This is a genomic window from Stutzerimonas stutzeri (assembly GCF_013522825.1).
Lineage (GTDB): Bacteria > Pseudomonadota > Gammaproteobacteria > Pseudomonadales > Pseudomonadaceae > Stutzerimonas > Stutzerimonas stutzeri_AK.
Genome location: NZ_JAAMQZ010000025.1, coordinates 1 through 25,954, shown reverse-complemented (window position 1 = coordinate 25,954; position 25,954 = coordinate 1). Strand labels below are relative to the sequence as shown.

The 25,954-nt window shown below is 61.1% G+C and carries 21 protein-coding genes and 1 pseudogene; 3 read left to right on the top strand and 19 right to left on the bottom strand.

The window, feature by feature from the left end; translation table 11 throughout:
- Positions 1-2: 2 nt before the first annotated feature.
- The 18 genes from G7020_RS15615 to G7020_RS15530 all read right to left on the bottom strand — a co-directional run bounded on the left by G7020_RS15615 (position 3) and on the right by G7020_RS15530 (position 20,437).
- A complete protein-coding gene (locus G7020_RS15615) occupies positions 3-1,703 on the bottom strand; it encodes a GspE/PulE family protein (protein WP_181086083.1) in 1,701 nt (566 codons plus the stop codon).
- Positions 1,703-2,398 carry a type II secretion system protein gene (locus G7020_RS15610; protein WP_181086081.1) on the bottom strand — a complete coding sequence of 232 codons (696 nt, stop codon included), beginning with the start codon at positions 2,396-2,398 and terminating at the stop codon, positions 1,703-1,705. The genes G7020_RS15615 and G7020_RS15610 overlap by 1 nt, the downstream gene beginning before the upstream one ends.
- 14 nt (positions 2,399-2,412) lie before the next feature.
- Complete coding sequence (locus G7020_RS15605; RefSeq protein ID WP_258189368.1) at positions 2,413-3,585, bottom strand: prepilin-type N-terminal cleavage/methylation domain-containing protein; 1,173 nt, start codon at positions 3,583-3,585, stop codon at positions 2,413-2,415.
- Positions 3,582-4,724 carry a type II secretion system protein gene (locus tag G7020_RS15600; protein ID WP_181086078.1) on the bottom strand — a complete coding sequence of 381 codons (1,143 nt, stop codon included), beginning with the start codon at positions 4,722-4,724 and terminating at the stop codon, positions 3,582-3,584. Before G7020_RS15600 ends, G7020_RS15605 begins: the two co-directional genes overlap by 4 nt.
- Positions 4,721-6,778, bottom strand: a complete 2,058-nt coding sequence (locus G7020_RS15595) for a prepilin-type N-terminal cleavage/methylation domain-containing protein (protein WP_181086076.1) — start codon at positions 6,776-6,778, stop codon at positions 4,721-4,723. The genes G7020_RS15600 and G7020_RS15595 overlap by 4 nt, the downstream gene beginning before the upstream one ends.
- Positions 6,779-6,790: 12 nt before the next feature.
- On the bottom strand, positions 6,791-8,047 hold the full coding sequence (locus G7020_RS15590; RefSeq protein WP_181086074.1) for a type II secretion system F family protein: 1,257 nt from the start codon (positions 8,045-8,047) through the stop codon (positions 6,791-6,793).
- Positions 8,044-9,498, bottom strand: coding sequence for an ExeA family protein (locus G7020_RS15585; protein WP_181086072.1), 1,455 nt, complete (start codon positions 9,496-9,498; stop codon positions 8,044-8,046). Before G7020_RS15585 ends, G7020_RS15590 begins: the two co-directional genes overlap by 4 nt.
- On the bottom strand, positions 9,495-10,343 hold the full coding sequence (locus G7020_RS15580; RefSeq protein ID WP_181086070.1) for a tetratricopeptide repeat protein: 849 nt from the start codon (positions 10,341-10,343) through the stop codon (positions 9,495-9,497). Before G7020_RS15580 ends, G7020_RS15585 begins: the two co-directional genes overlap by 4 nt.
- An 11-nt stretch (positions 10,344-10,354) precedes the next feature.
- Entirely contained in the window at positions 10,355-12,061 is a 1,707-nt protein-coding gene (locus tag G7020_RS15575; RefSeq protein ID WP_181086068.1) for a hypothetical protein, read from the bottom strand.
- A 55-nt stretch (positions 12,062-12,116) separates the two neighbouring features.
- On the bottom strand, positions 12,117-12,896 hold the full coding sequence (locus G7020_RS15570) for a type II secretion system protein (RefSeq protein WP_181086066.1): 780 nt from the start codon (positions 12,894-12,896) through the stop codon (positions 12,117-12,119).
- Positions 12,893-13,561 (bottom strand): hypothetical protein, encoded by a 669-nt coding sequence (locus G7020_RS15565; RefSeq protein ID WP_181086064.1) that lies wholly within the window; start codon positions 13,559-13,561, stop codon positions 12,893-12,895. The genes G7020_RS15570 and G7020_RS15565 overlap by 4 nt, the downstream gene beginning before the upstream one ends.
- Positions 13,558-14,079, bottom strand: coding sequence for a general secretion pathway protein GspB (locus G7020_RS15560; RefSeq protein ID WP_181086061.1), 522 nt, complete (start codon positions 14,077-14,079; stop codon positions 13,558-13,560). The genes G7020_RS15565 and G7020_RS15560 overlap by 4 nt, the downstream gene beginning before the upstream one ends.
- Positions 14,076-15,335, bottom strand: coding sequence for a hypothetical protein (locus G7020_RS15555; protein ID WP_181086059.1), 1,260 nt, complete (start codon positions 15,333-15,335; stop codon positions 14,076-14,078). The genes G7020_RS15560 and G7020_RS15555 overlap by 4 nt, the downstream gene beginning before the upstream one ends.
- Positions 15,332-15,826 (bottom strand): hypothetical protein, encoded by a 495-nt coding sequence (locus G7020_RS15550; protein WP_181086057.1) that lies wholly within the window; start codon positions 15,824-15,826, stop codon positions 15,332-15,334. The genes G7020_RS15555 and G7020_RS15550 overlap by 4 nt, the downstream gene beginning before the upstream one ends.
- Positions 15,826-16,632: a prepilin-type N-terminal cleavage/methylation domain-containing protein gene (locus G7020_RS15545; RefSeq protein ID WP_219852724.1), complete on the bottom strand. Its 807-nt coding sequence runs from the start codon at positions 16,630-16,632 to the stop codon at positions 15,826-15,828. Before G7020_RS15545 ends, G7020_RS15550 begins: the two co-directional genes overlap by 1 nt.
- A 38-nt stretch (positions 16,633-16,670) precedes the next feature.
- Positions 16,671-17,462 (bottom strand): type II secretion system protein, encoded by a 792-nt coding sequence (locus tag G7020_RS15540; RefSeq protein ID WP_181086052.1) that lies wholly within the window; start codon positions 17,460-17,462, stop codon positions 16,671-16,673.
- A 306-nt stretch (positions 17,463-17,768) separates the two neighbouring features.
- Positions 17,769-18,512 carry a response regulator transcription factor gene (locus G7020_RS15535; RefSeq protein WP_181086050.1) on the bottom strand — a complete coding sequence of 248 codons (744 nt, stop codon included), beginning with the start codon at positions 18,510-18,512 and terminating at the stop codon, positions 17,769-17,771.
- Positions 18,512-20,437 carry an ATP-binding protein gene (locus G7020_RS15530; RefSeq protein WP_181086048.1) on the bottom strand — a complete coding sequence of 642 codons (1,926 nt, stop codon included), beginning with the start codon at positions 20,435-20,437 and terminating at the stop codon, positions 18,512-18,514. The genes G7020_RS15535 and G7020_RS15530 overlap by 1 nt, the downstream gene beginning before the upstream one ends.
- A 211-nt stretch (positions 20,438-20,648) precedes the next feature.
- On the opposite strand from G7020_RS15530, the gene G7020_RS15525 reads away from it, so the two are divergent.
- From G7020_RS15525 to G7020_RS15515, 3 genes are all read left to right on the top strand, one after another.
- Positions 20,649-20,825 (top strand): hypothetical protein, encoded by a 177-nt coding sequence (locus G7020_RS15525; protein ID WP_003095129.1) that lies wholly within the window; start codon positions 20,649-20,651, stop codon positions 20,823-20,825.
- Positions 20,809-23,763: a sensor histidine kinase gene (locus G7020_RS15520; protein ID WP_181086046.1), complete on the top strand. Its 2,955-nt coding sequence runs from the start codon at positions 20,809-20,811 to the stop codon at positions 23,761-23,763. The genes G7020_RS15525 and G7020_RS15520 overlap by 17 nt, the downstream gene beginning before the upstream one ends.
- A 312-nt stretch (positions 23,764-24,075) precedes the next feature.
- The gene (locus G7020_RS15515) at positions 24,076-25,500 is read left to right on the top strand and encodes a sigma-54-dependent transcriptional regulator (RefSeq protein WP_181086044.1); all 1,425 of its coding nucleotides are present in this window, start codon (positions 24,076-24,078) and stop codon (positions 25,498-25,500) included.
- A 340-nt stretch (positions 25,501-25,840) separates the two neighbouring features.
- On the opposite strand, the pseudogene G7020_RS15510 reads toward G7020_RS15515, so the two are convergent.
- A pseudogene (locus G7020_RS15510) lies at positions 25,841-25,954 on the bottom strand (IS30 family transposase); the annotation flags it as partial.

Below are 25,954 nucleotides of genomic sequence, written 5' to 3'. Positions count from 1 at the left end.
GGTCAGCGCACGGCTGGAGCCAGAGCCTCGCGACTACCCAAAACGCGCGTAAGCTCGTCTACCGTTGTGAGCCCTTCACGCAAGAGGCGTGCACCCGTTTCCCAGAGGGGTACATGGTTGCTCGCCGTGAGCAGCCCGAGCAACTGAGCGCGACGCCCGCCATCCTCGACCCAGCGTGCCAACGGTGCGTCCACGATCAGCATTTCGTAGACAGGTAACCGGCCATAAAAGCCAGTCTGACGACAGTGCTCGCAACCCTCGCCTCGAAAGTGCTGAACGCCCCTCAGCAGAGCTTCGAGGCCTGAAGGCATATTTTCAGGCGCAGCTATTGGCACCTTGCAGTGCGAACAAAGGCAACGCGCCAAGCGCTGATTGATGCAGCCGATCAGTGTTTCGGCCAACGCCTGGGGCGCGATCCCCAGCGCCATAAGACGACCGACCACGCCCGACACGCTGTTGACGTGCAACGTCGACAGCACAAGGTGGCCGGTTTCCGCAGCGCGGATCGCAGCTTCTGCCGTTTCTCCGTCGCGTATCTCGCCCACCAGCATGATGTCCGGGTCGTGCCGCAGAAAATGGCGAATGGCGGTTTCGAAGGTGTAGTTGGCCTTGCGGTTTACCTGGGTTTGAGCAGCGACCGGCAGCTCGTACTCGATGGGGTCCTCGACGGTCAGAATACTCTTGCCGGTCATGCCCAGCGGGCGCAATCCTGCATGCAGGGTGGTGGTCTTGCCGGAGCCGGTGGGCCCGGTCATCAGAAAGATACCGTGCGGTTGCTGGAACAGTGCCTGTAAACGCTGCAGATGCTCGGGCGCAAACCCCAGCTCTTCCAACCCTGCCACCGAGACTCCTTTGGGTAGCAGGCGCATAACGACGCTCTCCCCTTGTGGCGTGATGCTGGTGGAAACACGGACGTCGTAGGCCTGGTTTTCGATGGTGACGGAGAAGCGACCATCCTGTGGCCTCAGGTTATCGGAAATGTCCATGGCCGAGATAACCTTGATCGCCGATACCAGACGCATCATTCCCCGCCCTAGCGCCATGATAGGTACCAGCACGCCGTCAATGCGAAAGGCCATATGCACCGACTGGGACTCGGGCTGCAGATGGATATCGGTTGCACGCTCGCTGACAGCCAAGGCCAGCATCTGGTTGATCAGCTCATCGACGGGGAAGGAGCCCTGAACGTCCAGGGACAGCTGGCGATACTCCTGCTCGAAGACAGACAGCACCGACCCTCGTCGTGGCGAATAGACCTCCTCGATCCGGCGCGCTACAGCAATGAAGTCGCCTTGCCAAAGCCGCGCCGCCAGCCCGGTCCTGCGCTGAATCAGGCTGGCGGCGCGCTGCGGATCGGCATTGCCGAGTACCGCCTCAAGACTTCCGGCGTGTACGCGAAGCGGCAACAGCCTGTGTGCCAGACACGCCTCCCGGCTGAACAGCTGCAGAACGTCCGCAGCGGGTTCGGGCCATTCGGTCTGGCTGAAGTACGGCAACCCGTGATGCTCGGCCAATACACGCGCCAGATCACTGGCAGCAACCAGTCCGAGGCGAACCAGTATCTGGCTTAGCGACTCACCAGTTACCGCTTGCTTTTGTTGTGCGTAGGCCAACTGAATCGGCTCGACGATGCCCAGGCGAATCAGCGTGCTGCCCAACTCAGGCGCGTCAGCCAGAACCAGGCCAGGTTCGACTCTTTTCATTACCGGTCCATCAGGTAGTAAGCGGTCAGGGTGACCACCTGGGATTCGTCGAGGTTGGTGGCACTGGTTTCGCCGTACGCTACGCTGCTGTCCAGGCTCCACTCGATGCTGGCGGCGGAGGTAAGCGCTGCCTGTCCTGCTTCACGGAAGCTGCCAAACCGCGCGTCGGCATTGCCATCGACCAGGTTGTCGAGCATGCGTGCCAGATCGGGCGTCAGTCCGCGCAGGATCAGCACATTCTTGCGCTGCACCACGTACACCCCGGCGCTGCTGCCCGGTACGCTCCAGGCGACGTTTGCAAAGCAGGCGCTGACGTCTTGCGGGTTGCCGTTGCTGTCGAGGTAGCCGTAGTGAGTCTCGAAGCCTTCTGCGCGCCCCTGGGGCATGGTTACCCCGGCTGTGTACATGGCGTTGCGCAGGGCAATACCGCACAGCTCGCTATCGTCAGCCGCATTGACCTTGCCAGTCGGTGTCGTCTGGCTATCGCCGGGCGCCACGCCCACACGATCCGCATGGCTGAGATACGACAGTTGCCATCCCCTGACGAAACTGGACGCCAGATGCTGGTAGACGGTGTTGCGCTGCAAGTCGCTGCCCAGCGTCAATGCACTGACAATCAGCGCGACGATGATCAGGACAACGGACATTTCCAATAATGTGAAACCGCGTTGGCGCGAACAAGTATGGCTAGTCATGGGAATCTCTGTAATTACTGGGCCGAAAGCGCGTCGTTATCGGCGCGGACAACATTGATGCGGACGCCGTCATGTAACTCGTCCAGTTCTTTGATCAGAAGATCGAGCTCCTTCAACTGATCACGAACCTTATTCAGGTTCTTGATGGCCGTTACCTGGGCGGCCGTTGCCGTAGCCACCAGCGCAGCGTTGCCTGTAATTGCGCCAAACGAGGCGCCAACGGCAGCAGCTGTGGCTCCCATAGTGTTGATGGCCGAAGCCGTCGCAGTCGGCGCGGAGGCAGCAGCAGCCGCGACCGACGCTGTAGCCGAGGCAATGGATGCGCCCGTCTGGAAGTTGTCGGCAAACGCCATCTCTTCGACCAGTTCAAGCTGCGTTTTATAGTCGCGAATGGTCTGGCGGAACATCGCCAGCGTGGACAGCACATTAGGGTGCGCATGACCGGCGGTTGCGAGCAGTGCCGAACAGCCCAGCTGTTCCCATAACTGGTTGAAGCGCACGGCACTGACACGGTCGTCATACTCCCGGCTGCTGTTACGCACCGGGTGCTCGAAGCCCAGCCCGGCAGCATTCAGCCCGTCGAACAGCGAGCCATTACCGTCACGATCTGCCTGCCCAGGGTCAGCCAGCACATAGGCCACTGCTTCACGTGCGCCTGAATGCTCCAGGTACAGATACTGGTTATCGGCAGCGCTGGTTTGTGCCACGCCGAGCGCACGACAAAGATCCAGCGGTGTGCTGCTGTCAAACGCCTCCAGTGCTAAGGCCGGTGGCAAACCAGACACCAAGGTGGGCTGCCAGCGGTCGATCGCGCTGGCAAGATTGGCATCGTTCATCGGCGCGCCGTCGCTGCGCACATAGACGGCATACCGATAGTCATACCCATAGGCATTTCGCAGCGGCTCACCGAGCCCCACCGTCAGGTAGGGGAAACCGCCGGCTACCGCCGGGCAATCCTCTTTACCGTCCTGATCGATATCGGCACAGGGCAGCCGACCGGTCGCCAGCGCGAAGCCGGTTATCGCATTCTGTGTGCCAGTGACGTCATCAATGGCTGATTCCACACTGGCCAGGCGGGTCAACGAGGGCAGCAGCGACAGCAGCACCGCCGTCATCAGCCCCAGCACGACCAGCACCACGGAAAGCTCGATCAGGGTCATACCCCGTTGCCTGCATCGCGCGCTCATTGGAACCACCCCCTCGCATCGCGATTCAGCGCCGTGGCGATCGCCTGTTGCTGGTAGGCCAAGGCGTCGGAATGAGCGACCTTCGCAGCCTCATGCTGTTGCTTGGCGGTTGCTAGCTGATCCTTTTTCTCGGAGACGTCTTCTGCGGTGCTGCTGAGCTCGTCCTGTATGGCGTAAATTGCCGCTGCCGCATTGATTGCCGCCACCCCAACGGCGATAGCGCCTGAGGCACTGCTGAGCCCAGTGGCGAGATCATTGAGCCCCATCGCTATGCTCGCCGCCGAGTTGAACAAAGCGATGGTTCGCTTGAGCTCCGCGATATCCAAATTGGTTTCGCGGACCTCCACACCAAATTTGCGAAAGTCCAGATAGAACTTGAAAGCGCGCTGGGCATCGTAGGCCGCATTGGCATCACGGGTAGCCGCGCTGACGCGCGCCAAGATGCTCGGGCAACCGAGCCGGGTGGCCAGCTCGGCGAAACTCATCGCCATTACCTGATCGTCGTAGTCATCACTCTGGCTGCGCCCGCCCGATTCGAACACCAATCCTTTGGCGTTTATACCGTCGAAGGGCCTGCCGTCGCGGTCGGCGTCAAGCGGGCCAGGGTCCACGAGCAGAAAGGCCGGATTCACCCCCGCACTCCCAATATGCGCCTGCACGCTGGCTTCACCCTGCTGCTGCCCACCGGACACACCCAACCTGAGGCCTTGGCAGAAATCCAATGCGTTTCTCTGCAACGAAGGCCCGCCATTGAGCAGCGACGGCTGGTAGCTGCTCTGCAGCGTAACCAGGTTGGCGTTGGCATGCTGGTAAACCGCGTACTGGAAAGGGAACCCGCGGTCGTTGACCAGCGGCTGGCCGAGGCCTGCCGTGCGCCAGGGAAAACGCCCGCTGCGGGCGCCATTGCAGTCCTCGTTACCGTCGCCATTGGCATCCGGACACGGCAGGCGGTCATGCTGGACGATAAAGCCAACCGCCGAGTTGACTGCAAGTTTCTTCCGATCGAGTGCGGGAGAAGCACTTTGTGCGCCGCCCAGCACGCTCAGGATCATCGGTACCATCGCGAACAGAAATCCCAGCACCGCAAGGGTCAGGGCCATTTCCAGCAGGCTGAAACCGGATTGCTGCGACCTGTTCATTGCACGGTTCCCTTGCTGTCCAGCGTTCGCACCAGATCATCCATGCCACTGAAGATCGTCAGCGGGTCGGGATTCGTCGAGTCAGGGTTGGCTTTCACCGCGGCACAGGACACTGCATCGTATGCCTCGCTGGAAGGATCACAGAGGGCTTTGATACCGTCATTCAGGGCGCCGCTCCCCGGCGCGCCTGCCTTGCAGCTACTGGTGCTGGCGTCATAATCCATATTGAAGTTGTAGGCACAATTAAGCGCGCCGTAAGCGTCCCTGTCCCCTTTGGCCTTCTTGGCGGCTGCCTCAGCCGCAACGCGCAGCTTATCGACCTCGTTCCAGGCCTCTTGCGCTTTGGTGTAGGCGTCGACATGCGCATCGTACGCGGTGGCCAATGGGCAAGGCGTGGAGCCGTCACAGCCAGCACTGACCAGGCTCTGGCGAACCTCAGCGATACGTTGCTCAGCCGTTTCCTTGGCCGCACCCGCACTGGCACCGAGATCGACGGGATTACCGTCTTCGTCCTTGATGGGTTTACCGTCGGCGTCGACCAGTTCGAAGTCATCTGCCTCGGCGATCTGTTTCGCCACGGCTTCGCTCTTGAGCCAGGCATCAATGGACGGCTCAACACCCAGAATGACGCTGGATTCGTCCGGCGGGTTCTCTGGATCTAGGTCCTCCGGTCGAGGGAAGCCGTAAAGGTCATCGAGCGCCTTGCTTTCTTGGTCGCCGGACAACTTGCCGATCTCGGTTTCCAGGGCGTCGCGGCTGTTTTGCGCCTCGACCTGCGGGCCAGCAAGATACGCCGCTAACGCCGCCATATAGGCATCTTGTGCAGTCTGGGCGCTAAGCTGTGATTGCTCAGAAGCGATGAATGCACTATCGACCCTCTCCGGCGTAATGCCCGAGCCGCCACTGGCGGTTTCCGGCACTCCGGCCTTTTTTGCAATATCCGAATAAAACACCGTGGACGTGATCTGCAGCGCCAGTGCCGTCCCCGACAACCCGACGGCTAAGCCGGACAGGGTTACGCCAGTGCCAGCGGCGGCTACGGCTGCGGTATAAACCGGAACCAGTGCGCAACCGGCAAAGGGCGGTATCGCACAGGTGGCGGTGGCCGTGGCAAGCAGCCCGGCCGAGATGCTTTGCACTTCCATCGCGCCGCTCAGCTCGGCTGCCGCCTGCGCCATGGACCAGGCAGTCAGGGCGCTGCCCACGGCATTCATCATCACACCTTCATCGGCGCTGTCCTTGTTGGATTCGGCGAAGGCGATGTTCTCCTCCTCCAGCGCGATGGCATTGGTCGCCAGGTTCAACGAGCGCTGGCTCACCTGGCAATGCAGCAGTTCATGCAGCTCGGTCAGGCCGCGCCCCCGGGTGGTGTCGTCGTAGGTCGTGGACACTGGCGTTTGTGGAGCATTGAATCCTGTTGCGCTCGTGCTATTGAGGCCGTCGTAGCGATCGCCATCGCTGTCTGCGTCGGCCACTCCGGGGCTGGCCAGCATGTACGCCATCCCCGCGCGGGCACCATCGGTGTAGGCGATATGCAGGTAGGCATCGTTCTGCGCATGTCCCGAGGCGCTGGCCAGAGCAGTACAAAGGTCCAGGCTGTTGCTATTGCCGAGGTCGTAGGCCGTTGCGTCGGCATTGGTCGGTTTGAAGCGTTCGTCCTTGACCGCCAGGTCGGCTTCCGCCGCCGCGTTGCGATAGACCCCGTAGCGCAGCGCACGCCCCCCCTGCTCACCCACTTCATAGCCGATGGCCGCCAGCTTCAGGGTGCGATACGGCAGGTCGCCCTTCTGCGTACTGCCATTACAGTTCTCAAGGCCATCACCATCGGTATCCGGACAGGGCAGGCGCCCGTTCCAGGCGGCGAACTGACGCAATTGCTCATCGGCTGCCTTCAGTGCCGAATCCGTACTTTGCAGTGCCGTCTGAATGCTGACGTCAGAAGTCTTGTATAACAATGCAAAGACCAACCCCGACAGCAACGCCAGCACGGCGGCCAGCTCCAGCAGGGAAAAACCTCGGCAGTGACGTGTTTGAGCAAAAGTGCTGTTCGGCATGACGAGTCCTGTTCAGCGAAGCTGAGTGCTTTGCGCAATGAGTTCGTATACCGGCAGCAGAAACACCACCACGACGAAAATGAACAACGCGCCAGCCAGCAGCAGCACGGCGGGCTTGATGACCTCGGCCAGGGTTGCCACCAGATGGTTGAGCCGCCGGCGATACTCATCGGCCAGGGTGCGCAGCTGACCGTCCAGATTGCCGCTCTGCTCGCCGACGTTGATCAGGCGGATCATCAGCGGCGAAAACACCCCGCTGCGCTCCAGCTCACGTGACAGCGTGTTGCCTCGCTGTACACCTTCTCTCGCCTGGCGGATCGCATTGCGATACACCTCATTGCGGATCGCTGCCTCCAGAATGGCCAGGCCATCCAGTAGATTGATGCCCGCCGCTACGAGCAGCGCCAGGTACTCGCTGATGAACGCCATGGCGGAGGTGCGTACCAGCGTGCGGCTGATCGGCAGGCGGTACGCCAGCCAGTAGAACCCCGCCCGCACCCGCTGGCTGCGGCTCAGTATCACCGGCACCAGCAACACGGCAGCCGATATCCAGTAGCCGTAGGCAGCAAGCAGCTCGCGCATCCAGTACACGCCGCTCATCACGCTCTGGGTCAGAGGGGGCAGATGGGCACCCATCTGGCGGAACATGTCGGCCAGATCAGGCAGTACGTAATACACCCAGAACAACGCGGCAACGACGATGGTTGCCACGACGAAAAACGGATAGATCAGCGCACGGGAAACGTCCTGGCGCAGCGCCGTGATGCGCCCTAGGTGCTCGGAGGCATCCATCAGAACGCGGTCCAGATTGCCGGAACGCTCGCCGATATCGACGAGGTGACGCACTGTCGCCGGAACCTGGTGAGGATAGAACGACAGCCGTGACGAAAGGCTGTTGCCAGCCCTTACGCCGTTGAGCAAGTCCGCAGTCAAGGCCTTGAGTGCCGGATGTGTGGCATCTTCGCGCAGGTCCTTCAGCGCCATGTCCACCGGCAGCCCGCTGCGCAACATCAGGCCCAGGCTGTGCAGGAATTCCGCCAGCAGCGTCAGGGGAATGCTGCGGCGCAGGAACAGCGCCAGGCCGTCGAACAACGGCACAAGCAGCATCGGCAAAACATAAAGCCTCAGCACCACTGCCTGCTCGCGCCGCTCTACCAGCGGGTGGGCATTGCTGTAGTCGGTGACCGGCAGCTTCGACAAGCCAATACGCACGCGGCCCTGCTCGGTGAGCACGCGATAGAACACGTAGCGCAAGGACACTTCGCTCATACGCCACCTCCGCCGAGGCAGCCCAGCAGATACGCTGTATCCGCATCCGGCTGTCCGCTCGCCAGCAGGCCACTCTGCCTTTGAAACTGGGCCAGGGCAGCTGCCGTGCGCGGTCCCATCACGCCATCGACCGCCTCGGGGGTCAGGAATCCTTGCGCGACAAGCACCTGCTGCAGCGCAACGAGCATTTCGCCCCGGTCCCCAAAGGGCTGGGGTGCGACCGGAAGCGCTGAGCGAAACAGTGCCAACTGACCGTCATCGAGGCGATAAAGGGGTCGGTCATCACAACCCCGCTGCCACTCTCGGGGCAGCAGCACCGGCACCCAGGACTGGACGTCGCTGCGCGCTGGCAGCCATTCGATGACTTCGTCCCAGCGCGTGGGGGATGCCCCGTCTACCGGCAACGGCGCGTGCGCTGCGGTGAACGCCTGCCAAGTAGCATCAAGTGCCGGAACAGACGCTTGAGGAGTCGCAGCAGCCAAGGGCGGCGGTGTCTCTGCAGCCGGCACAGGTAGCGTCACGGCGGGCCCCGGTCTGAACGTCACAGCAGCCGCAATAACGCCTGCGCCAGCCAGCGCACCGACAAGCACAGAGCCGTAAGCAATTCGTCGCGATGGCGGTGTCAGACTCAACTCACGCGCCGCGGTATCAACCAACGATGCGTTAACCCGGCTGGAACCGTTTATCGCCAAACCATAAAGGCAGCGGTCGAGCAGAATGTGTACGCGGCGGATGTAGCCGAGGCTGTAACGATGCAAACGCCGCAAGGCACGGCGATCAAGGGTCAGCGCAGCCGGACAGCCCGCCCATTGAAGCCGGTGATGCAGGTATACATCCAACTCGCTCAGCGTGAGGGGAAACAGTTCGAGGCGCAGCGCAATACGGCTGGCTAACTGGCGCATGTCGTGGCGATCCAGTGTGCGGCGAATTTCCGGCTGGGCCACCATGACGATTTGCAGCAACTTGGCCTGGCTGGCTTCCAGATTGCTCAATTGGCGAACCAGTTCAAGACTGGACACATCCAGACCCTGTGCGTCGTCCAGTATCAATACGCAGTTGCGACCCTGCTCATGCTGTCGCAACAACCAGGTATTGAGGGCCTGCAGCAAGGCCTCGAGACTGTCACCTTCGGCCACGATGCCGAAGTCACGGTTGATTGCCCGTAACAGATCCGGGCCCTGAAGAAAGGTATTGAAGATCAATGCGGTACACGCGCCCTGCTCTGCCAGGCGAGTGAGCAGCGCACGTGAAAGCGTACTCTTGCCAACACCTACGTCACCGGTAACCAGCATGAATCCCTTGCGCTGCTCAATAAAGTGCAGCAACTCGGTAAACTGCTCTGCCAGTCTTGAAGAAAAGAAGATGCCATGCTCATCCGGTGTAACCGGAAATGGATTGCGCACGAACCCAAGGTTCTGCAGGTAAGCCGACAGTGGGAAGCCTGCGCTCATCGGCTCGCCCCCATCAGCCGCTGCAATGCCCGCAGGGCTTCATCTCCAGGATGCTGAGCCAACAACGTACGGACCCGTTTGCGCGCCTCGGTGTGCTGGCCACCCTGCCAATCCAGAACGGCAAGATTGTAGCCTGCCTCATGGTCGCGCGGCAGACGGGAGAGGATCGCTCTGTATGCCTGACGAGCTCGCTCGGGGCAGTCGGCACGCATGCAGTAATAGCCCTGCATGCGAGAGACCATCAGATGAGAATCGCCGAGCGTCCGCCGAGCACGCTCGATGACCGCTTCGGCCTGCGGCAGCCGTTCAGCGGCCAGTTCCGCGTGGAACGCTGCGAAGAGAACCGCTGGATCGACAGCTGGAGGTGATACCTCGACCATAACCGGCGGTGGCGCAGGCTCTGGCAGGACCGTTTCGGCCTGTCCGACAGGCATCCGAGCCACAGCTGCGGGCGCCGCTACCACCACCGGAGCACTACGCGCAGGCAATGTCGCTGGCGGCTTGACCCTGACGGCGGTCGAGGCCTGCGCCGACTCGGCGAGCCGAGCCAGGGCATCGCCGGGCAACCGGGAAACGTGCAAGGGTACAGGTGAGAGGGTAACGAGGTCCGCTTGCTCCGCCTCCACCTCCGGCACTGCGACCTCGGCAGGCGGTGCAAGCGGTACCACGCGCTTGTCGTCAAGCCCCAGGTAAACCGCCAGCAGGAGGACCGCCAGACATAGCAATACCCAGGCGATTCCCCACTGCAAGCGCCAGCCGCCAGGGGTAATTACGCTGCCGAGCGCAGTAGGCTCCTGCGTCGTCTGCGTACCCTGTTGACGCAAGGCGTCGAAGACCATGCTCATGATAAGTGGACTTAAAGGATCTTGACGCGAAGTACGAGCACCAGCTCGCGGGCGTTGGTCGACTCCGCCAGGCCACCCAGCATCTCGCCGAACAGCGGTATATCGGTGATACCTGGAATGCCATTCTTGGAGCGGCTACCGTTCTCGCCGATCAGACCACCGATGATGACCATGTCACCGTCGTTGAGCGACAGCGAGGTGGTCATTCCTTTGAAATCCACGCGCGGCAGAGAGATCTTCAGCGGGTTCTGTGTGCTACCGACATCAACCAGCGCCATGGAGGCTTCCTGCACGGACGTCTGCATCGGGTTGATGGTGAGGTGAATCGAGCCGTCTTCCGACACGAACGGAATCACCCCCAGCATGACCCCGTCAAAAACGTTGGAGGTAATCACACTGGCGGTTGTTGCCAGCAGGCCACCACCGCCGCTCTGCGTATTGGAGCTGGACTGAGCGATGTAGCGCATGTTGCTGCCGACACTGACCACCGCTGGCTGCGTGTTCCGTACCCGGATCGACGGGTTGGACAGAATGTGGATGGTGCCGAACGTCTTCATCAGGTCGAGCCCGATGTTGTGGTTGCTGCCCGACTGAGCGAGGCCCAGCGATGGCGTACCCGCATTGCCCAGCACAGTGGCTGGTATCAGCACGCTACGTCCGGCATTTGCCGCATCAGGAACAACCGAGTTGATAGCGCCCAGGGTCATGGGATTGGCGGAGTATGACAAGGCCACCTGGTTGCGTAGAAAGTTCCAGTCAACGCCGTAGCTGAACCGGTCGTTGAGTTCGACATCAAGGATTTGCGCCTCGATCAGCACCTGCCGGTTCAACACCGATTTGTAGTGTTCAACGAGACGCCCGACCGCAGCCAGCTGAGACGGTCGTGCACGTACGAACAGCGTACCGGTGGAGCGGTTGAGCATATAGGTTGGCATCTGGCTGTCGGATTCCTGCCCGAAAACGCTGTCCTTGCTGCGCTGCCCACCAATCAGGGATACCAGCATGCGATCGATCTGCTCGTACGGATTCACATCATTGGTGTTCCGTCCGGATACGGAAAAGCTGCTGCGCAGGCCGCTGCTACCGGAACCGGCGTTGGCAACTGACATGCCATCGCCCCCGGTGCTGCTCGCACCGAATACGTCCCCACCCGCATTAAAGTCGGCTGTACTCATGGTGAGCAGAAAGTCCAGGTCGAAGACTCGCTCTTCAAACGCACGAACCACCAGCATGTTGTCGCGAACCTCGCCGGAGAGGTCCAGCGCCTTGGTAATTTCCTCGAAGGCCTGGCTGGCTGGCACCGATTTGAGCGATAGCGACAGAGTACGCGGCTGGCTAGACAACGACGCCGGCAATACCAGGTTCAGGCCTGCCTGATCGGCAATGGCCTGGAGCAGGTTCCGCACATCAACATCGTTAGCCTGTAGCGTAACGTTCACGGCATCGAGCGGGTTGAAGCGAGGCGCCACCGGCTCCAGCACGATTGCCCGCTTCTGCTCCAGCTTCCGGCTTAGCTCGTCCTGCAGGGTGCGCAGTTTTTCCGACTCGTCTACCAGACGGTCCTGCAACAACTGCTGCGAGCGATCGTCGACCGCCTGAACCTTCTTGGCATCCACCTTGGACGGACCAACTGTGCAGCCAGCTAACGATGTCGCTAGCAAAGCGCCTAGCCAGAGGCCCTGCTTGGAGCGAAGAACAATGCGTGAGTCGAGTTTCATGAAGGCTGCTCCTGGTGCGCCTGATTTCATTTTCAATGTGTTGGTTTTTTTCGAATTACTGAGTCAGGTAGCCGAGCAGCTCGGCAAAGCCCACCGCGATGGTGGCATCGTCATACTGCTTGCCTTGCCCAGTTAGCGGGCCGGAGACGCAAAGCCCACCGCCCGATGGCCAGTTGAAATTTTTGTTAACGCCATCGAATGAATTTCCATCGCCATCGGCGTCACGCGCTCCGGCGTAGGCAACGAAGAACGCCAGGTTGGCTACAGGGTTGGCTCCGCAATCAGCTGCTCCCGCCTGCTGCTCATCACCGGTGACATGGATGCGAGCGGCATCGAATGCCCGGGTGCCCAGGCTGCGTAAGGCAAAACGCAGATCATCGAGGCTGAGATAGCCGCTTGTGCCAGGCGCATCGCCGGTTCGCTCGGCCAGCGTGGCCAGATCCGTATCAGGCGTGGTATCGCGAAAGACGCCGTAGATGTAACGCTGCCGGACCGCCTCACTGAAGCCTTGCGCCTCGTTCATGCCGAGCGTCAGAAAGGGCACTCCGCCGACCATGTGAGTAATCATCCCAGGCGTGCAAATACCGTCGCTGCCGCCCTCAAGCCCGTTACCACTGGTATCGGCACACGGCAGCCGGTAGTGACGCTCGGCATAGCGATAGAGCGCAGCGGCAATCTGATCGTGGTAGCCCTTGGCAATTGCATCGTCCTGGCTCAGCGTCTGGGCACGGTAATGCATGGCGACCAGTAGCACGCCGCCCATGACCACTATCACCAGCGCCAGCTCCAGCAGGCTGAAGCCCTGCTGCCGGTGGGGAAATGCACGGTCGGTCATGGCGATTCGGCCCCATCACCGGAGCGCCCGGAGAAACTGCCGGTAATGTCCTTTTGTAGCTGGCTCAACTCGCGACTGAGCGCTTGCAGACGCTGAGGATTGGCTTTCGCACCCTTCAGCGCCTCGTCCAGCAGGGCCTGGTTTACCTCGGCCAGCTTCTGACTCGCGAGCAGCTGCTGGCGAATACCCTTGAGATCGATCTGCTCCTCAATGCCGTTTTCCTTCAAGCGCCGGTTGAAGCTCTGAAGCACATCGACAAGCCCATTGACGTCACCTGGCTTCAGCTTCTGTATCTGCTTCAGCGCATCATCACGTGCGGCAAGCATCGCCTCGCGGCGCTGCTTGATACGTTCGCGCGCCACCTGGCGCTCGCGCATAGACTCGGATACCGCCGGTTCCGTCGAATTATTCGGAGCTGACTGACTGTCGATGTCGCCCGCATAGGGCGAAGAAGGCGCCTGGCTCAACGCCTCGTAGCGTTTCCACAGACCGTCTATGTCCGTCGTGCGTGCCGCCGTTGCAGATGAGGAGACCTCTGGCCTCACGCCCGCCGGGACGTGGGAAGCCGGGCTGACCGGTGCCGGACTTTGCCCGGCCCACCAGAACCCCGCCGCCAACACGACAAACGCCGAAAGGCCCCAGGCCAGCGGTCGCTGCAGTTTCACTTTGCCGCTCCGATGGCCAGCCGCGCGGTTTCGCCGGCGCGCGCCAGAGTGACCTGGCCTGGTGCAATTCGCTGCACAACCACCCCCGGAGCCAGTGCATCGCCAACGCGTACATAACGGCCATTGATCACGGCAGAGCGAGAGCCGTCCGAAGCCACCACCATGCTCAGCTTGTAGCGACTCCACCAGGGTACCGGCCTGGACGGACGAGCAAGTTTTTTGGCATTTTCGGTCCTGATCGGCTTCGGCGCAGCCTCAAGGCCTGTCAGCAAGGGCATGTCCCGCTGCCCATCGCGCGTTAACTGCCCAGTCTCCAGCTGTCTGCTCAGCAGTTCGTTCAACTCGAGAAACTCCCGCACCTTCTCACCCAGCCGGGCATCAAGGCCTTGCAGTTGCATATCCTGACTGGGGCGCCATTGCTGCACCTGTCGCTCCTGGGCGCTGGCGAGTTGGTAAGCGAGTGCGCAGGAGACCGCAGCGCCCACGAGCAGACCCGCTGCGAGGTATTTCCTTTTCATGTTTCACTCCAGGTCAGCGCCAGACGGAACAGGCTATTGCCGAGGCCACTGGTAATTTCACGCCGAACCACCTCGTAACCGAGGCCATTCAGTGCCTTGACGAACCGCTCTTCGGCGGCGAAGGGCGCGGCAACGCTAGCACTGCGTCCCGCAACAATGATCAGCACACCCGCCTCGTCCGAAACGATGCCCACCTCAGTCAGCTCGATACCGGCTGGAATGGTTTGTCGCAGATGACGGATGAGGTTGGCCGGGTCAGGTGTGGTGCGAACTCGTTCGGCAAGGTGTACGAAATCGGCACGTTCCCGCTGGGGCAGGGCCAGGCTCTCGACGCCGCGCAAGGCACCTTCCATTTCCGCGACGGTTGCATGGACGCGTTGTACCTGCACGTCGCTCAGGGAGGCCCGCAGCGTATGCGCCTCCGGTTTCCAGTACAGGCCGCCAACAACACTGGACAGGCACAGGGCGAGCATTCCAGCCGCTACCCATGGCAACGCCCGGTTAGCGAGATACAACGTCCGGCTGGCGCCGTCGAGGTCTGAATGCTTGACGCGCAGATGCTCGAACAGACGGGCCGCCGACACCACAGCTCTGACGTTATCGAGGCCACTGGACGCCAGAGCCTCGATGAGTGATTGTCCTTCGCCAGCACTACGCTCTAGCAGCAGGCAATCCATTTTCCCTTCGCGATCGGCAAACAGGCTCTGCTGAGCGGCGATAAAAGCCGCTATGCGTGTCTGATCGCCGCTGTCACTGCCATACAGGCGCTGCCGACTTGCATGCAGAGCCAAGCCATCCTGTAGCACCAGCACATCGACGCTGTCGTCACTGACGAACGCCAGCACGCCGTTATCAAGTTCCAGCCGTCGCGCCAGGATGAGCAGCGCTTCGAGAAGCGAAACGAACAGCAGATGGTCATCGTACTGACCGACCCAGCGCCGATAGCGCATGGAAACGGCTAACGGGACAGCCGTGTAACATACCCGCGCCAGATCACCCTGCCGCTCACGCGCATGGATGATGACTCGCGCCAGGCCGTCAATATCACCCTCATCGCGCAGTCGCTTGTCCAGTAGGGGCGCAAGGTTGTGGTGATGGGCAGGAAGGGACTCCACACCAAACGGGGCGCCATGATAGTCGCTGATGACAATGGCTGGTCCGCGCAGCGCGTCCAGGCTTTCCACCTCCCCGGTTGTTTCGGGATTTGCCAGCCATACCTTGCCTTTAAGATCCAGCAGCCACTGCATCTGGCTCATTGCGCTCTCCGCGAGTAATAGTCACCCGAGAGCGATAGCTGAATTACACCCGCCTGATCCTCGACCGGCGAAGCAATGAACAGCGAGCCGTAATTGCTCATCAGCTTCATCGAGAACGCCTTCGCCAGCATGAAGCCGTCGCGGTTGGATTCCAGGCTGCTGATAAGCGTATCTGCCTCGCGTCGCGAAAATCGTTTGCTGTCCACGTCTATCGAGCGCACGTTCCACAGACTCGTACGCCAGCCGAGTGCATCAGCGTGCCCGGCCAAGGCATCCCATTGGCTACGCACATCCTGCCAACGTACCAACTGCCGCTGCGCGCTTTCCTGCTGTCCAAGCTGTAACCGATTATCCGCCAGCTGCCGCTCGGCCACTCCCGCCGCCGCCTTGTAACTGAATGCGGTTTTGGCCAGATAGGGCAGTGCAAGAGTGCAGAGCAAAATCAGCACCATGCCTGCACGCCCCCCAGCAAATTGGCTCCAGGCGTCCATCACTGATCCATGACCCAATGCGCCGTGACCAGCACCACACGATCCTGTTCGCTCGAAGTGCCCCGCCCGTAGGCGCTGGGATGTGAGTCACCGCTGCTGTAGGTGTTATTGGCGTCCCACTCATACCCAGGAATCTGGCGACTAGGCTGAAGCACGTTGGCGTTGGCGTTCTGCTGCCGGAAGCGGCCCTCATGAGCATCGGCCTTGCCATCGACCATCTGGTCGAGCTTGCGCGCCAGGTCTGGAGTCAGCCCGCGGATGACCATGACGTTACCGGCACCACTGATGGTGCCTTCAGGATTCCACTGAAAGCAGATCTGCAGCTCGACCGGATTGCCGTTATTGTCCTTGTAGGCATAGCGATCCTCCGCTCCCTCTGCGCGCCCCGCAGGCATGCGGATACCAACGCGATCAAACAGCTCGTGCAAATCGAGGTTTGACAGCGGAGGATCACCGGCCCCTACTGAATTGGCCGGGTAACCAGCGCCATGGCATAGCCTACGACCGGTGTTACGGTAATTGGCCGGAACACCGGCAACCCCACCGCTGATGTGATCGAATACGGTTTCATAGCCATTGACCATCAGGGTTGGTGCCACCTGACTGTCTCCTATGGCCACACCGGTGCGCTGATAGTAAAGATCGTAGTTTTGCTTCCAGGGCAGTAGAAACTTGCTCTGGATACGGTTGTATTCAGCCTCGCGAAGGACTTCGCGACCAATACTCAGACCGCCCATGATCAGGCCGATTACGGCCATAACCAGGACAATCTCCATCAAGGTGTAGCCACCCTGTCGAGCGCTCATCGACCTTAACTCTGCCGGCCTCATCGCCATCTCCCGACTCACTGATTCATCTTGTAGGTGGCGACGACCGTGATGACTTGGTCTTCATCCAGATTCTGGTCGGTATCGAGCGCAGACCCCGTGGTGATCCCATAGGCCTGCGTATTGTTCGCAGCCCACTCCACGCCGGGTTCGCCGTCAGAGTCGTTGGCGATGTCATATTTGCGGAAAAGGCCCTCGCGGGAATCCGCCTTGCCATCGATCATTTGATCGAGTGCACGTGCCAGGTCAGGTGTCAGTCCGGAAATCACCATGACGTTGCCGGAGCTGGCGGGGTTCCCTGGGTTGTTCCACTGAAAGCACACCTGCAGCTCCTGGGGGTTGCCGTTGGTGTCCAGGTAGGCGTAACGGTCCTCAAAGCCTTCGGCACGGCCCGGCGGCATGCGAATCCCGTGACGATCCATCTCGCGATGCAGGATCAGCTCCGCTTCGCGACTCATACCCGGTGCCTTGCCACCCTGGCAAATCGCATCTGGCGGCGTCACGCTGGTCATGTCCTGTCCGGAAACCAGGTCAGCGACAACGGCATAGGTATTGCCATTGACCATCAGTCGCGGCTGGATCTGGCTGTCGCCGACCACAGCGCCGGTCCGCAGATAGAGGCCGTTGTAGGCACTGGCCCACTGGTCGACAAACTTCTGCTTGATCTTGGTGTACTCAGCATTTCGCTGGATGTCCTTGCCGATCGAGACCGCACCAAGGATCAGCCCGATCACAACCAGGACGAGCGAGATCTCCACCAGGGTGAAGCCCTGCTGGCGGCGGGGCGAAACATGTTTGAATGAACGCATGTTTTTTTCCATCGATGAGTGATATGGGTGTCGGACCGGCAAACTTGAAATCACTGGAGCGGAACTAATCGCCGCAGGACTTGTCCGAGCCACGTTTGCACTTTGACATGGCGTTTGTGAGCCATGTCAGTCTCGAATCTCTCATACCTCTCAGCGGCAGGCGCACGGCGGCATGCCCGGAATAGAGCATCCCTTGGAAAGTTGACAGGCAGGCGCCCTCCCACCGGCATGCGCTGATGATCGGGTTGGAAAAGCAGGCTAGGAGGATGACGGTCGGTCGCCGCCGCCCCATGCAGAGGATTGTCGCTAGCGCGACGCGGGTGTGTCAGAGGACTTTTGTACGGCCCCGGTGAACACGATGCCCTTGCCGAATATCGAACGAATTGGAAGGCTCATACCTTGAGCCCTTGCCTTGCTGCGCAGACGACTGAGGATGACATCGACCCGGTGAAGCTCCGTCGCGTCGGCGTACTCGAACAATAGATCATGCAGGGCTTCCTTGCTGAAGACCTGGTTAGCCGAGTGCACCAGGATTTTGAGCAGTTCGAACTCCTGAGGCGACAGCGCGAGACGTTTATCCGAGGGACCCATCAGGCAGACGCCCTCGACGTCAAGCTGCCATTGCCCGCGCGGATCATCGAGCCTGATCCGGTCTGATTGCTGTCCGCCCTCCCCGCCGTGCAGACGCAGCCCCAATGTGTGTAGCGCAGTACCGAGCCGCGCGAGGTTGACCGGTTTGACCAGAAACAGATCAGCACCCAGGTTAAGCCCCCGCAGCCGCTCCTGTTCACCGCCACGCGCGGTAAGGATAATCACTCCGTAGCCGCCCATGCTGTGCAGGTATTGCACAACACTGAAGCCATCCTCGCCGGGCAATCCCAGATCGACCAGAACGATATCCACGGGGTTGCGGTGCAGCTCTTTCCAGAACGCCTCGGCACTGGCGACCCCCCAGGCGCTATATCCCCGATGACGCAGGAAGAACAGCAGTTCATCACGTAGATCTTCGTTATCCTCGATAAGGGCGAGTCGCAGGCGGGGCAGCTTCATCAGGCGGAACAGTCCTCACGATGGTCAGGGAAAGTGAAAGCGAAACGGCAGCCCGAGGTCGTATTCCTGGCAAGGCGCAGATCGCCGCTGTGCGCCCGGAGGATCTGCCTGCTGACATACAGGCCGAGCCCTACGCCCTGTTCAGGCTGATCCAAGTCATTGGCCTGCCGGTAACGCTCAAAGATGATACCCATCAGCGACTCATCGACCCCTTTCCCGGAGTCGGTTACGGCAATCGACCAACCGTCGTCGGCACGCGCAAGCTCAATAAGGATGGTGCCTCCTGAAGAGTATTTCACCGCGTTGTCGATGACGTTCGACAGCGCGATACGCATCAGGGCTGGATCCACATTCGCCATTGCGTTGATAGCCGGCACATCCGACACGACCTCACCCTCCATCATCAATTTCCAGCAATGGTGATCGGAGAGCCGAACCAGCGATGCCGCCGAGGCGAGCAGCTCAACCAGGCAGGTCATCTTACGGACGATGAGCAGCTCGCCGGCATCCAGGCGAGCGTCCGCCAGGCAATTGTCGGTCAGTTGCACAAGCCGTTCGCTGGCTCGCCCGATCCGGTTGTAGCGTCGGGCCTGGTCGCACGAGGCAGGCAGTAATCGCAGGTTTTCCAGGCTGGCGGAAATTACCGCCAGCGGGGTCCGGAACTCATGGGCGACCATGCCCATGAACTGACGCTGGTGAAACCGCGCTTCGCGCTCCACCCGGAGCTCGCGGGCCAATTGAGTCTTCTCCACCTCCTGCAGGCGTCTATCGCGAACCTGGAAGACGGCAATCGCGGTAATGAGCAGCATGTTTATCACCAAGGCGATCTGCCAGATCACATAGATCTCTTCGCGGAATGGCAACCATCCGAATACCGAGAACAGGCCGAACAGGCTGACGGCAATGCAGAACAACGGGCTGGCACCGAGTAGCAGAACGGCAAACGAAGGCCGGTCACTCATCCATAGGTAGAGCCCCGTACCGATACACAGAGAGCCCGCCGGCAGGTACAACACAGCCAGAACACCGACGGCCTCACCGTATAAGCCCAGCGGAATACTCAACAGCAACAGCACGATCAGGCCGCTGCTCCCCAGCACCAGCCGATACATCCAAGGCAGACGCCTACGCAACCCCAGCGCCTCGACCGCCATCCACAACACGGCGGCATAAGAAAGCAGCGTCAGGCTACCAGTAAGGTAATGCTGCAACAGCCGGCCAATACCCGGCACTATCCACGCTACGTACCCTTGAATGCAGGCCACCAACCCATAGGACACAGACATCGCCGTGACCGACCAGAGCAGCCGCTTCTTGAGCACAATGGCCAGAGCCAGCGCCATCAGGCTGGACAGGGCTGCCAAACCGAAATAGGCGCTCCAGAGACCGGTTGCCCGCATCGCCTGCGGGATGAACTCGGTGGGGGCCCAAACCACCAGCTGCAGCAGCATCGCGCTACTGCTAACGACCCTCAGCACCACCTCGTAACCCACCTCGCTCTCCGGTATGACGAATAACGCAAAGCGATCGTCCACGTCGCCTATTACCCCGCGCTGGGTATCGCCGGCACGGCGCTCTTGCCAGGTGCCGTTAGCTGCGAGCGGACGATAGAAAATTCGAACGTCGTCGAGGAAGTTCGGACGCACCTGCATCCAGCGCTCACCCGCAGCGGATGCGGTCGCTGGCAACTCGAAGCGAAGCCAGTAGGCAGAGCGCGTATAGCCTCTGGAAAAAGCGCCCAGTCGGTCCACCTCCGAGCCAGCCTGTAAAATCGGCAGGATCTCGTCTCGCGTCAGCTCGCCGGAGACATCTTCGTGAACGGTATACGGAAGGTCGCTACCGAGTTTCAGTGGTGCTGCCTGAGTTGGCAAAGTGCACAGCAACCAGAGGGCTGCGAACAGAAACGGAATCACAATGGCCTTCACTACACAAATCCTCAAGCTCATTGCAAATTCAGGGCAGCGGCCCTCCGAGATAAGTCGCAAAGTTTCGCACATTACGGACGCACCGCGAGAAGGCGGCTCGGTACGGAGCCCAGCTAGCAACACACTCGCAGGCGGAGCGTGTCAGCTGCTTTTTATGGCCTGCCGCTTCCCGCTGCTCTACCATCGCCCTACTTCCGACACGAGACCCGGCATGTACATCTACCGACTGGTGCTGCTCCTGGTGGTGGGGATCTATCTGTTCTCTCCTGCGATCATGGACTGGTGGATCGACCCCAACGGCGCCTGGTACCGGCCTTACCTGTTGTGGCTGATCCTGATCGTGGTGACCTTCATTCTCCAGAGCCAGCGCGATGCAGACGAGCTTTAGCCTCAGCCACCTGATCCTGATCAGCGTCGCCTACCTGCTGCTGCTGTTCGGGGTGGCCTGGGTCAGCGAGCGCGGGCTGATTCCGCGCTGGATCATTCGCCATCCGCTGACCTACACCCTGTCGCTCGGCGTCTATGCCAGCGCCTGGGCCTTCTACGGCACCGTCGGCCTGGCCTATCAATACGGTTACGGCTTTCTCGCGACCTATCTGGGCGTCTGCGGCGCCTTCCTGTTGGCGCCGGTGCTGCTCTATCCGATCCTGCGCGTCACCCGCACGTATCAGCTGGCGTCCCTGGCGGACCTGTTCGCCTTTCGCTTTCGCAGCACCTGGGCCGGCGCACTGACGACCATCGTCATGCTGGTCGGCATGCTGCCGTTGCTGGCACTGCAGATCCAGGCGGTCGCCGACGCCATCGGCATTCTGACCCTTGAGCCGTTGCAGGAGCGGGTGGCGCTGGGCTATTGCGTGATGATCATGCTCTTCACCATTCTCTTCGGCGCTCGGCATATCGCCACCCGCGAGAAACATGAGGGACTGGTCTTCGCGATTGCCTTCGAATCGCTGGTCAAGCTGCTGACCTTCGGCGCCATCGGCCTGTATGCACTCTATGTGGTGTTCGGCGGCCCGCACCAGCTGGAAATCTGGCTGCTGCAGAACCAGTCCGCCCTCCAGGCGCTGCACACGCCATTGCAGGAAGGCCCCTGGCGTACGCTGTTGCTGGTGTTCTTCGCCTCGGCCATCGTCATGCCGCACATGTACCACATGACCTTCACCGAGAACCTCAACCCGCGCGCGCTGGTCAGCGCCAGCTGGGGATTGCCGCTGTACCTGCTGCTGATGAGCCTGGCGGTGCCGCTGATTCTCTGGGCCGGGCTCAAGCTGGGCGTGAGCACCAACCCCGAATACTTCACCCTGGGCCTGGGCATCACGGCGCAAAGCGAAGTCCTGACATTGCTGGCGTTCGTCGGCGGCCTGTCGGCTTCCAGCGGGCTGATCATCGTCTGCACCCTGGCGCTGTCGGGCATGGCCCTCAACCATCTGGTGCTGCCGCTCTACCAGCCGCCCACCGAAGGCAACATCTATCGCTGGCTGAAATGGACCCGCCGCAGCCTGATCCTGACCATCATCATGGCCGGCTATGGTTTCTACCTGCTGCTGGGTGCCGAGCAGGACCTGTCCAACCTCGGCATCGTCGCCTTCGTCGCCACCCTGCAATTCCTGCCGGGCGTGCTGTCGGTCCTCTACTGGCCCACCGCCAATCGGCGTGGCTACATCGTCGGCCTGCTGGCGGGGATCAGCGTCTGGGTGGTCACCATGCTGCTGCCGCTGGTGGGCAACCTGAACGGCTTCTATATACCGTTGCTCAACCTCGTCTATGTGCTCGACGACACCAGCTGGCACCTGGCGGCAATCGCCTCGCTGGCGGTCAACGTGCTGGCCTTCTCGCTGTTCTCGCTGTTCACCGAGACCAGCCCGGAGGAGCAGAGCGCCGCCGAGGCCTGCGCCGTGGAGAACATCCGCCGCCCGCAGCGCCGCGAACTGTCGGCCACTTCGCCGCAGGAGTTCGCCGTGCAACTGGCCAAGCCGCTGGGCGGAAAAACCGCGCAGCGCGAGGTGGAACAGGCGCTGCGCGACCTGCAACTGCCCTTCGACGAGCACCGCCCCTACGCCCTGCGCCGCCTGCGCGACCGCATCGAGGCGAACCTGTCCGGCCTGATGGGGCCGAGCGTGGCACAGGATATCGTCGAGAACTTCCTGCCCTACAAGGACGGTGCCGAGGGCTATGTCACCGAAGATATCCACTTCATCGAGAATCGCCTGGAGGAATACCACTCGCGCCTGACCGGTCTGGCGGCAGAGCTCGATGCCCTGCGCCGCTACCACAGGCAGACCCTGCAGGACCTGCCCATGGGCGTCTGCTCGCTGGCCAAGGATCAGGAAGTGCTGATGTGGAACCGCGCCCTGGAAGAGCTGACCGGGATTCCCGCGCTGCAGGTGGTCGGCTCGCGCCTGACCACCATCAGCGAGCCCTGGCGCAGCCTGCTGGTGGACTTCATCCGGCAGCCCGACGAGCACCTGCACAAGCAGCGCCTCTCGCTGGACGGCGACACCCGCTGGCTGAACCTGCACAAGGCCGCCATCGACGAACCCCTGGCGCCGGGCAACAGCGGGCTGGTCCTGTTGATCGAGGACCTCACCGAGACTCAGGTGCTGGAAGATCGATTGGTGCATTCCGAGCGCCTGGCCAGCATTGGTCGCCTCGCCGCCGGCGTCGCCCATGAGATCGGCAATCCCATCACCGGCATCGCCTGTCTGGCGCAGAACCTGCGCGAAGAACGTGAGAACGATGGCGAAATCACCGAAGTCAGCAACCAGATCATCGAACAGACCAAGCGGGTTTCGCGCATCGTCCAGTCGCTGATGAGCTTCGCCCATGCCGGCGGGCGCCAGCACAGCCTGTATCCGGTGTCCCTCGCCGAGATCACCCAGGACGCCATCGGTCTGCTGTCGCTCAACCGCAACACCACCGAAGTGCAGTATTTCAACCTCTGCGACCCGCAGCATCTGGCCGAAGGCGATCCCCAGCGCCTGGCCCAGGTGCTGATCAACCTGCTTGCCAACGCACGCGATGCCTCGCAACCGGGCGGCGTCATCCGCATCCATAGCGAAGTCTCCGAGCAGACCGTGTATCTGCTCGTCGAGGACGAAGGCAGCGGCATTCCCAAGTCGGTTCAGGACCGGTTGTTCGAACCGTTCTACACCACCAAGGACCCTGGCGAGGGGACTGGCCTGGGCCTTGCGCTGGTCTATTCGATCGTGGAAGAGCATTATGGCCAGATCAATATCGACAGCCCGACTGACCCTGTAACCCAACGTGGTACCCGTTTCCGGATTACGTTACCCAGGTTTAGCGAAGCAACAAACGCTGCAAGTTGAAGAGGCGATCACAGAAATCTGCCCATAGCAGGCCGTCACGCAGCGACGAGCCATAGCAGGCCGCCGCATAACGACGGGCCGTAGCAGGCTTTTGAAAAACGTAGGCGAGGCAGGCAAGACGAGGCGCAACGACCAACGGGAGTAACAGCCGTAGGCTGACCCGAAGGGCGAGCGCAGCGAGTCAAACAGCCGAAGAAGCGGAGTTTACGTGTTGTAAATGAGCATTCTGAGGCTGTTTTTAACGACGTATTGCCAACGCAGGTAGTTTTTCAAAAGCCTGCGAGCCGCCTCCAGACCGTCGAGAGAGTACTGATGTCACACATTCTGATCGTCGAAGACGAAACCATCATCCGCTCCGCCTTGCGCCGATTGCTCGAACGCAACCAGTACGAGGTGAGCGAAGCGGGCTCGGTACAGGAAGCCCAGGAGCGCTTTGACATTCGGGGCTTCGACCTCATCATCAGCGACCTGCGCCTGCCCGGCGCGCCCGGCACCGAACTGATCAGGCTCGCCGAAGGCGTACCCGTGCTGATCATGACCAGCTACGCCAGCCTGCGCTCAGCCGTCGACTCGATGAAGATGGGCGCCGTGGATTACATCGCCAAGCCCTTCGACCACGATGAAATGCTGCAAACCGCCGCGCGTATTCTTGGCGATCGCGAGCGGGCGCGCAGCGCCCCGGCCCAGAGCGGCGGCGGACAGCCTGCGGCTGCTGCGCAGGACGCGGCCAACGGGGAAATCGGCATCATTGGCCACTGCGCGCCCATGCAGGATCTTTTCGGCAAGATCCGCAAGGTGGCGCCGACTGATTCAAACGTGCTGATCCAGGGTGAATCCGGAACCGGCAAGGAACTGGTCGCGCGCGCCCTGCACAACCTTTCGCAGCGCGCCAAGGCGCCGATGATTTCGGTCAACTGCGCGGCGATTCCGGAGACACTGATCGAGTCCGAGCTCTTCGGTCACGAAAAAGGCGCCTTTACCGGCGCCAGCGCCGGTCGCGCCGGGCTGGTGGAAGCAGCCGATGGCGGCACGCTGTTTCTCGACGAAATCGGCGAACTGCCGCTGGAAGCCCAGGCCCGGCTGCTGCGGGTCTTGCAGGAAGGCGAGATCCGCCGCGTCGGCTCGACCCAGTCGCAGAAAGTCAACGTGCGCCTGGTGGCTGCGACGCACCGCGACCTGAAAAACCTGGCCAAACTCGGCGAGTTCCGCGAAGACCTCTATTACCGCCTGCACGTCATCGCGCTCAAGCTGCCACCGCTGCGTGAACGCGGCAGCGATATCCTGGAAATTGCCGTGGCCTTTCTCGCCCGTCAGGGCGCGCGCATGGGCGGCGATGAGATGCATTTTTCACACGAAGCCGAGCAGGCCATCCGTCACTATCCCTGGCCCGGCAATGTGCGCGAGCTGGAAAACGCCATCGAGCGGGCGGCCATCCTCAGCGAGAGTCCGGAGATCAGCGCCGAGCTGCTGGGTATCGACATCGAACTCGACGGCCTCGATGACGACTACGACGCCCCCTGCTCCTCAATCGGTGGCGGCAACACCGGCGCCACCAGTAACGAGCCGACCGAGGATCTGTCACTGGAAGACTACTTCCAGCATTTCGTGCTCGAACACCAGGATCACATGACCGAAACCGAGCTGGCGCGCAAACTGGGCATCAGCCGCAAATGTCTGTGGGAACGCCGCCAGCGCCTGGGCATCCCACGGCGCAAATCCAGCACTGCGGCAGAGTAGCGTTTGTTACCCACTGCCCCCGAGGCGTAACAGCGAACCGGGTTCATCGGTAACGAAACCCGGTTTTTTATGCCTTCACGCCGGCAGCACTAAACACCAAGCGCTTGATTTACAAAGACTTTTCAAAACTGGCACGACAACTGCTTTATATCTGGCACAACAACAATAACAAGCAGACCCACAATAAGAACAAGACGTACCGGCTCCAGCAAAACAATGACAAGAAGGCGGAGGCGTAGCTAACTGATTCTTTTGGAGAGGACTTGCCACATGGGGTTCAGCCCCACGACCAGGCCGAGAACAACAAAAACTGCATAAAGCAGTGCCTGAACTCCTGAATTCAACACATAAGTGCAACGCTCACCCCTGTATGCACTTCGTACGGCGTCTTCCAGCCCAAGCGCTTGCGCGGGCGTAGATTGATCCTCGCTACTGTCCGATTGACGGCTTCGAC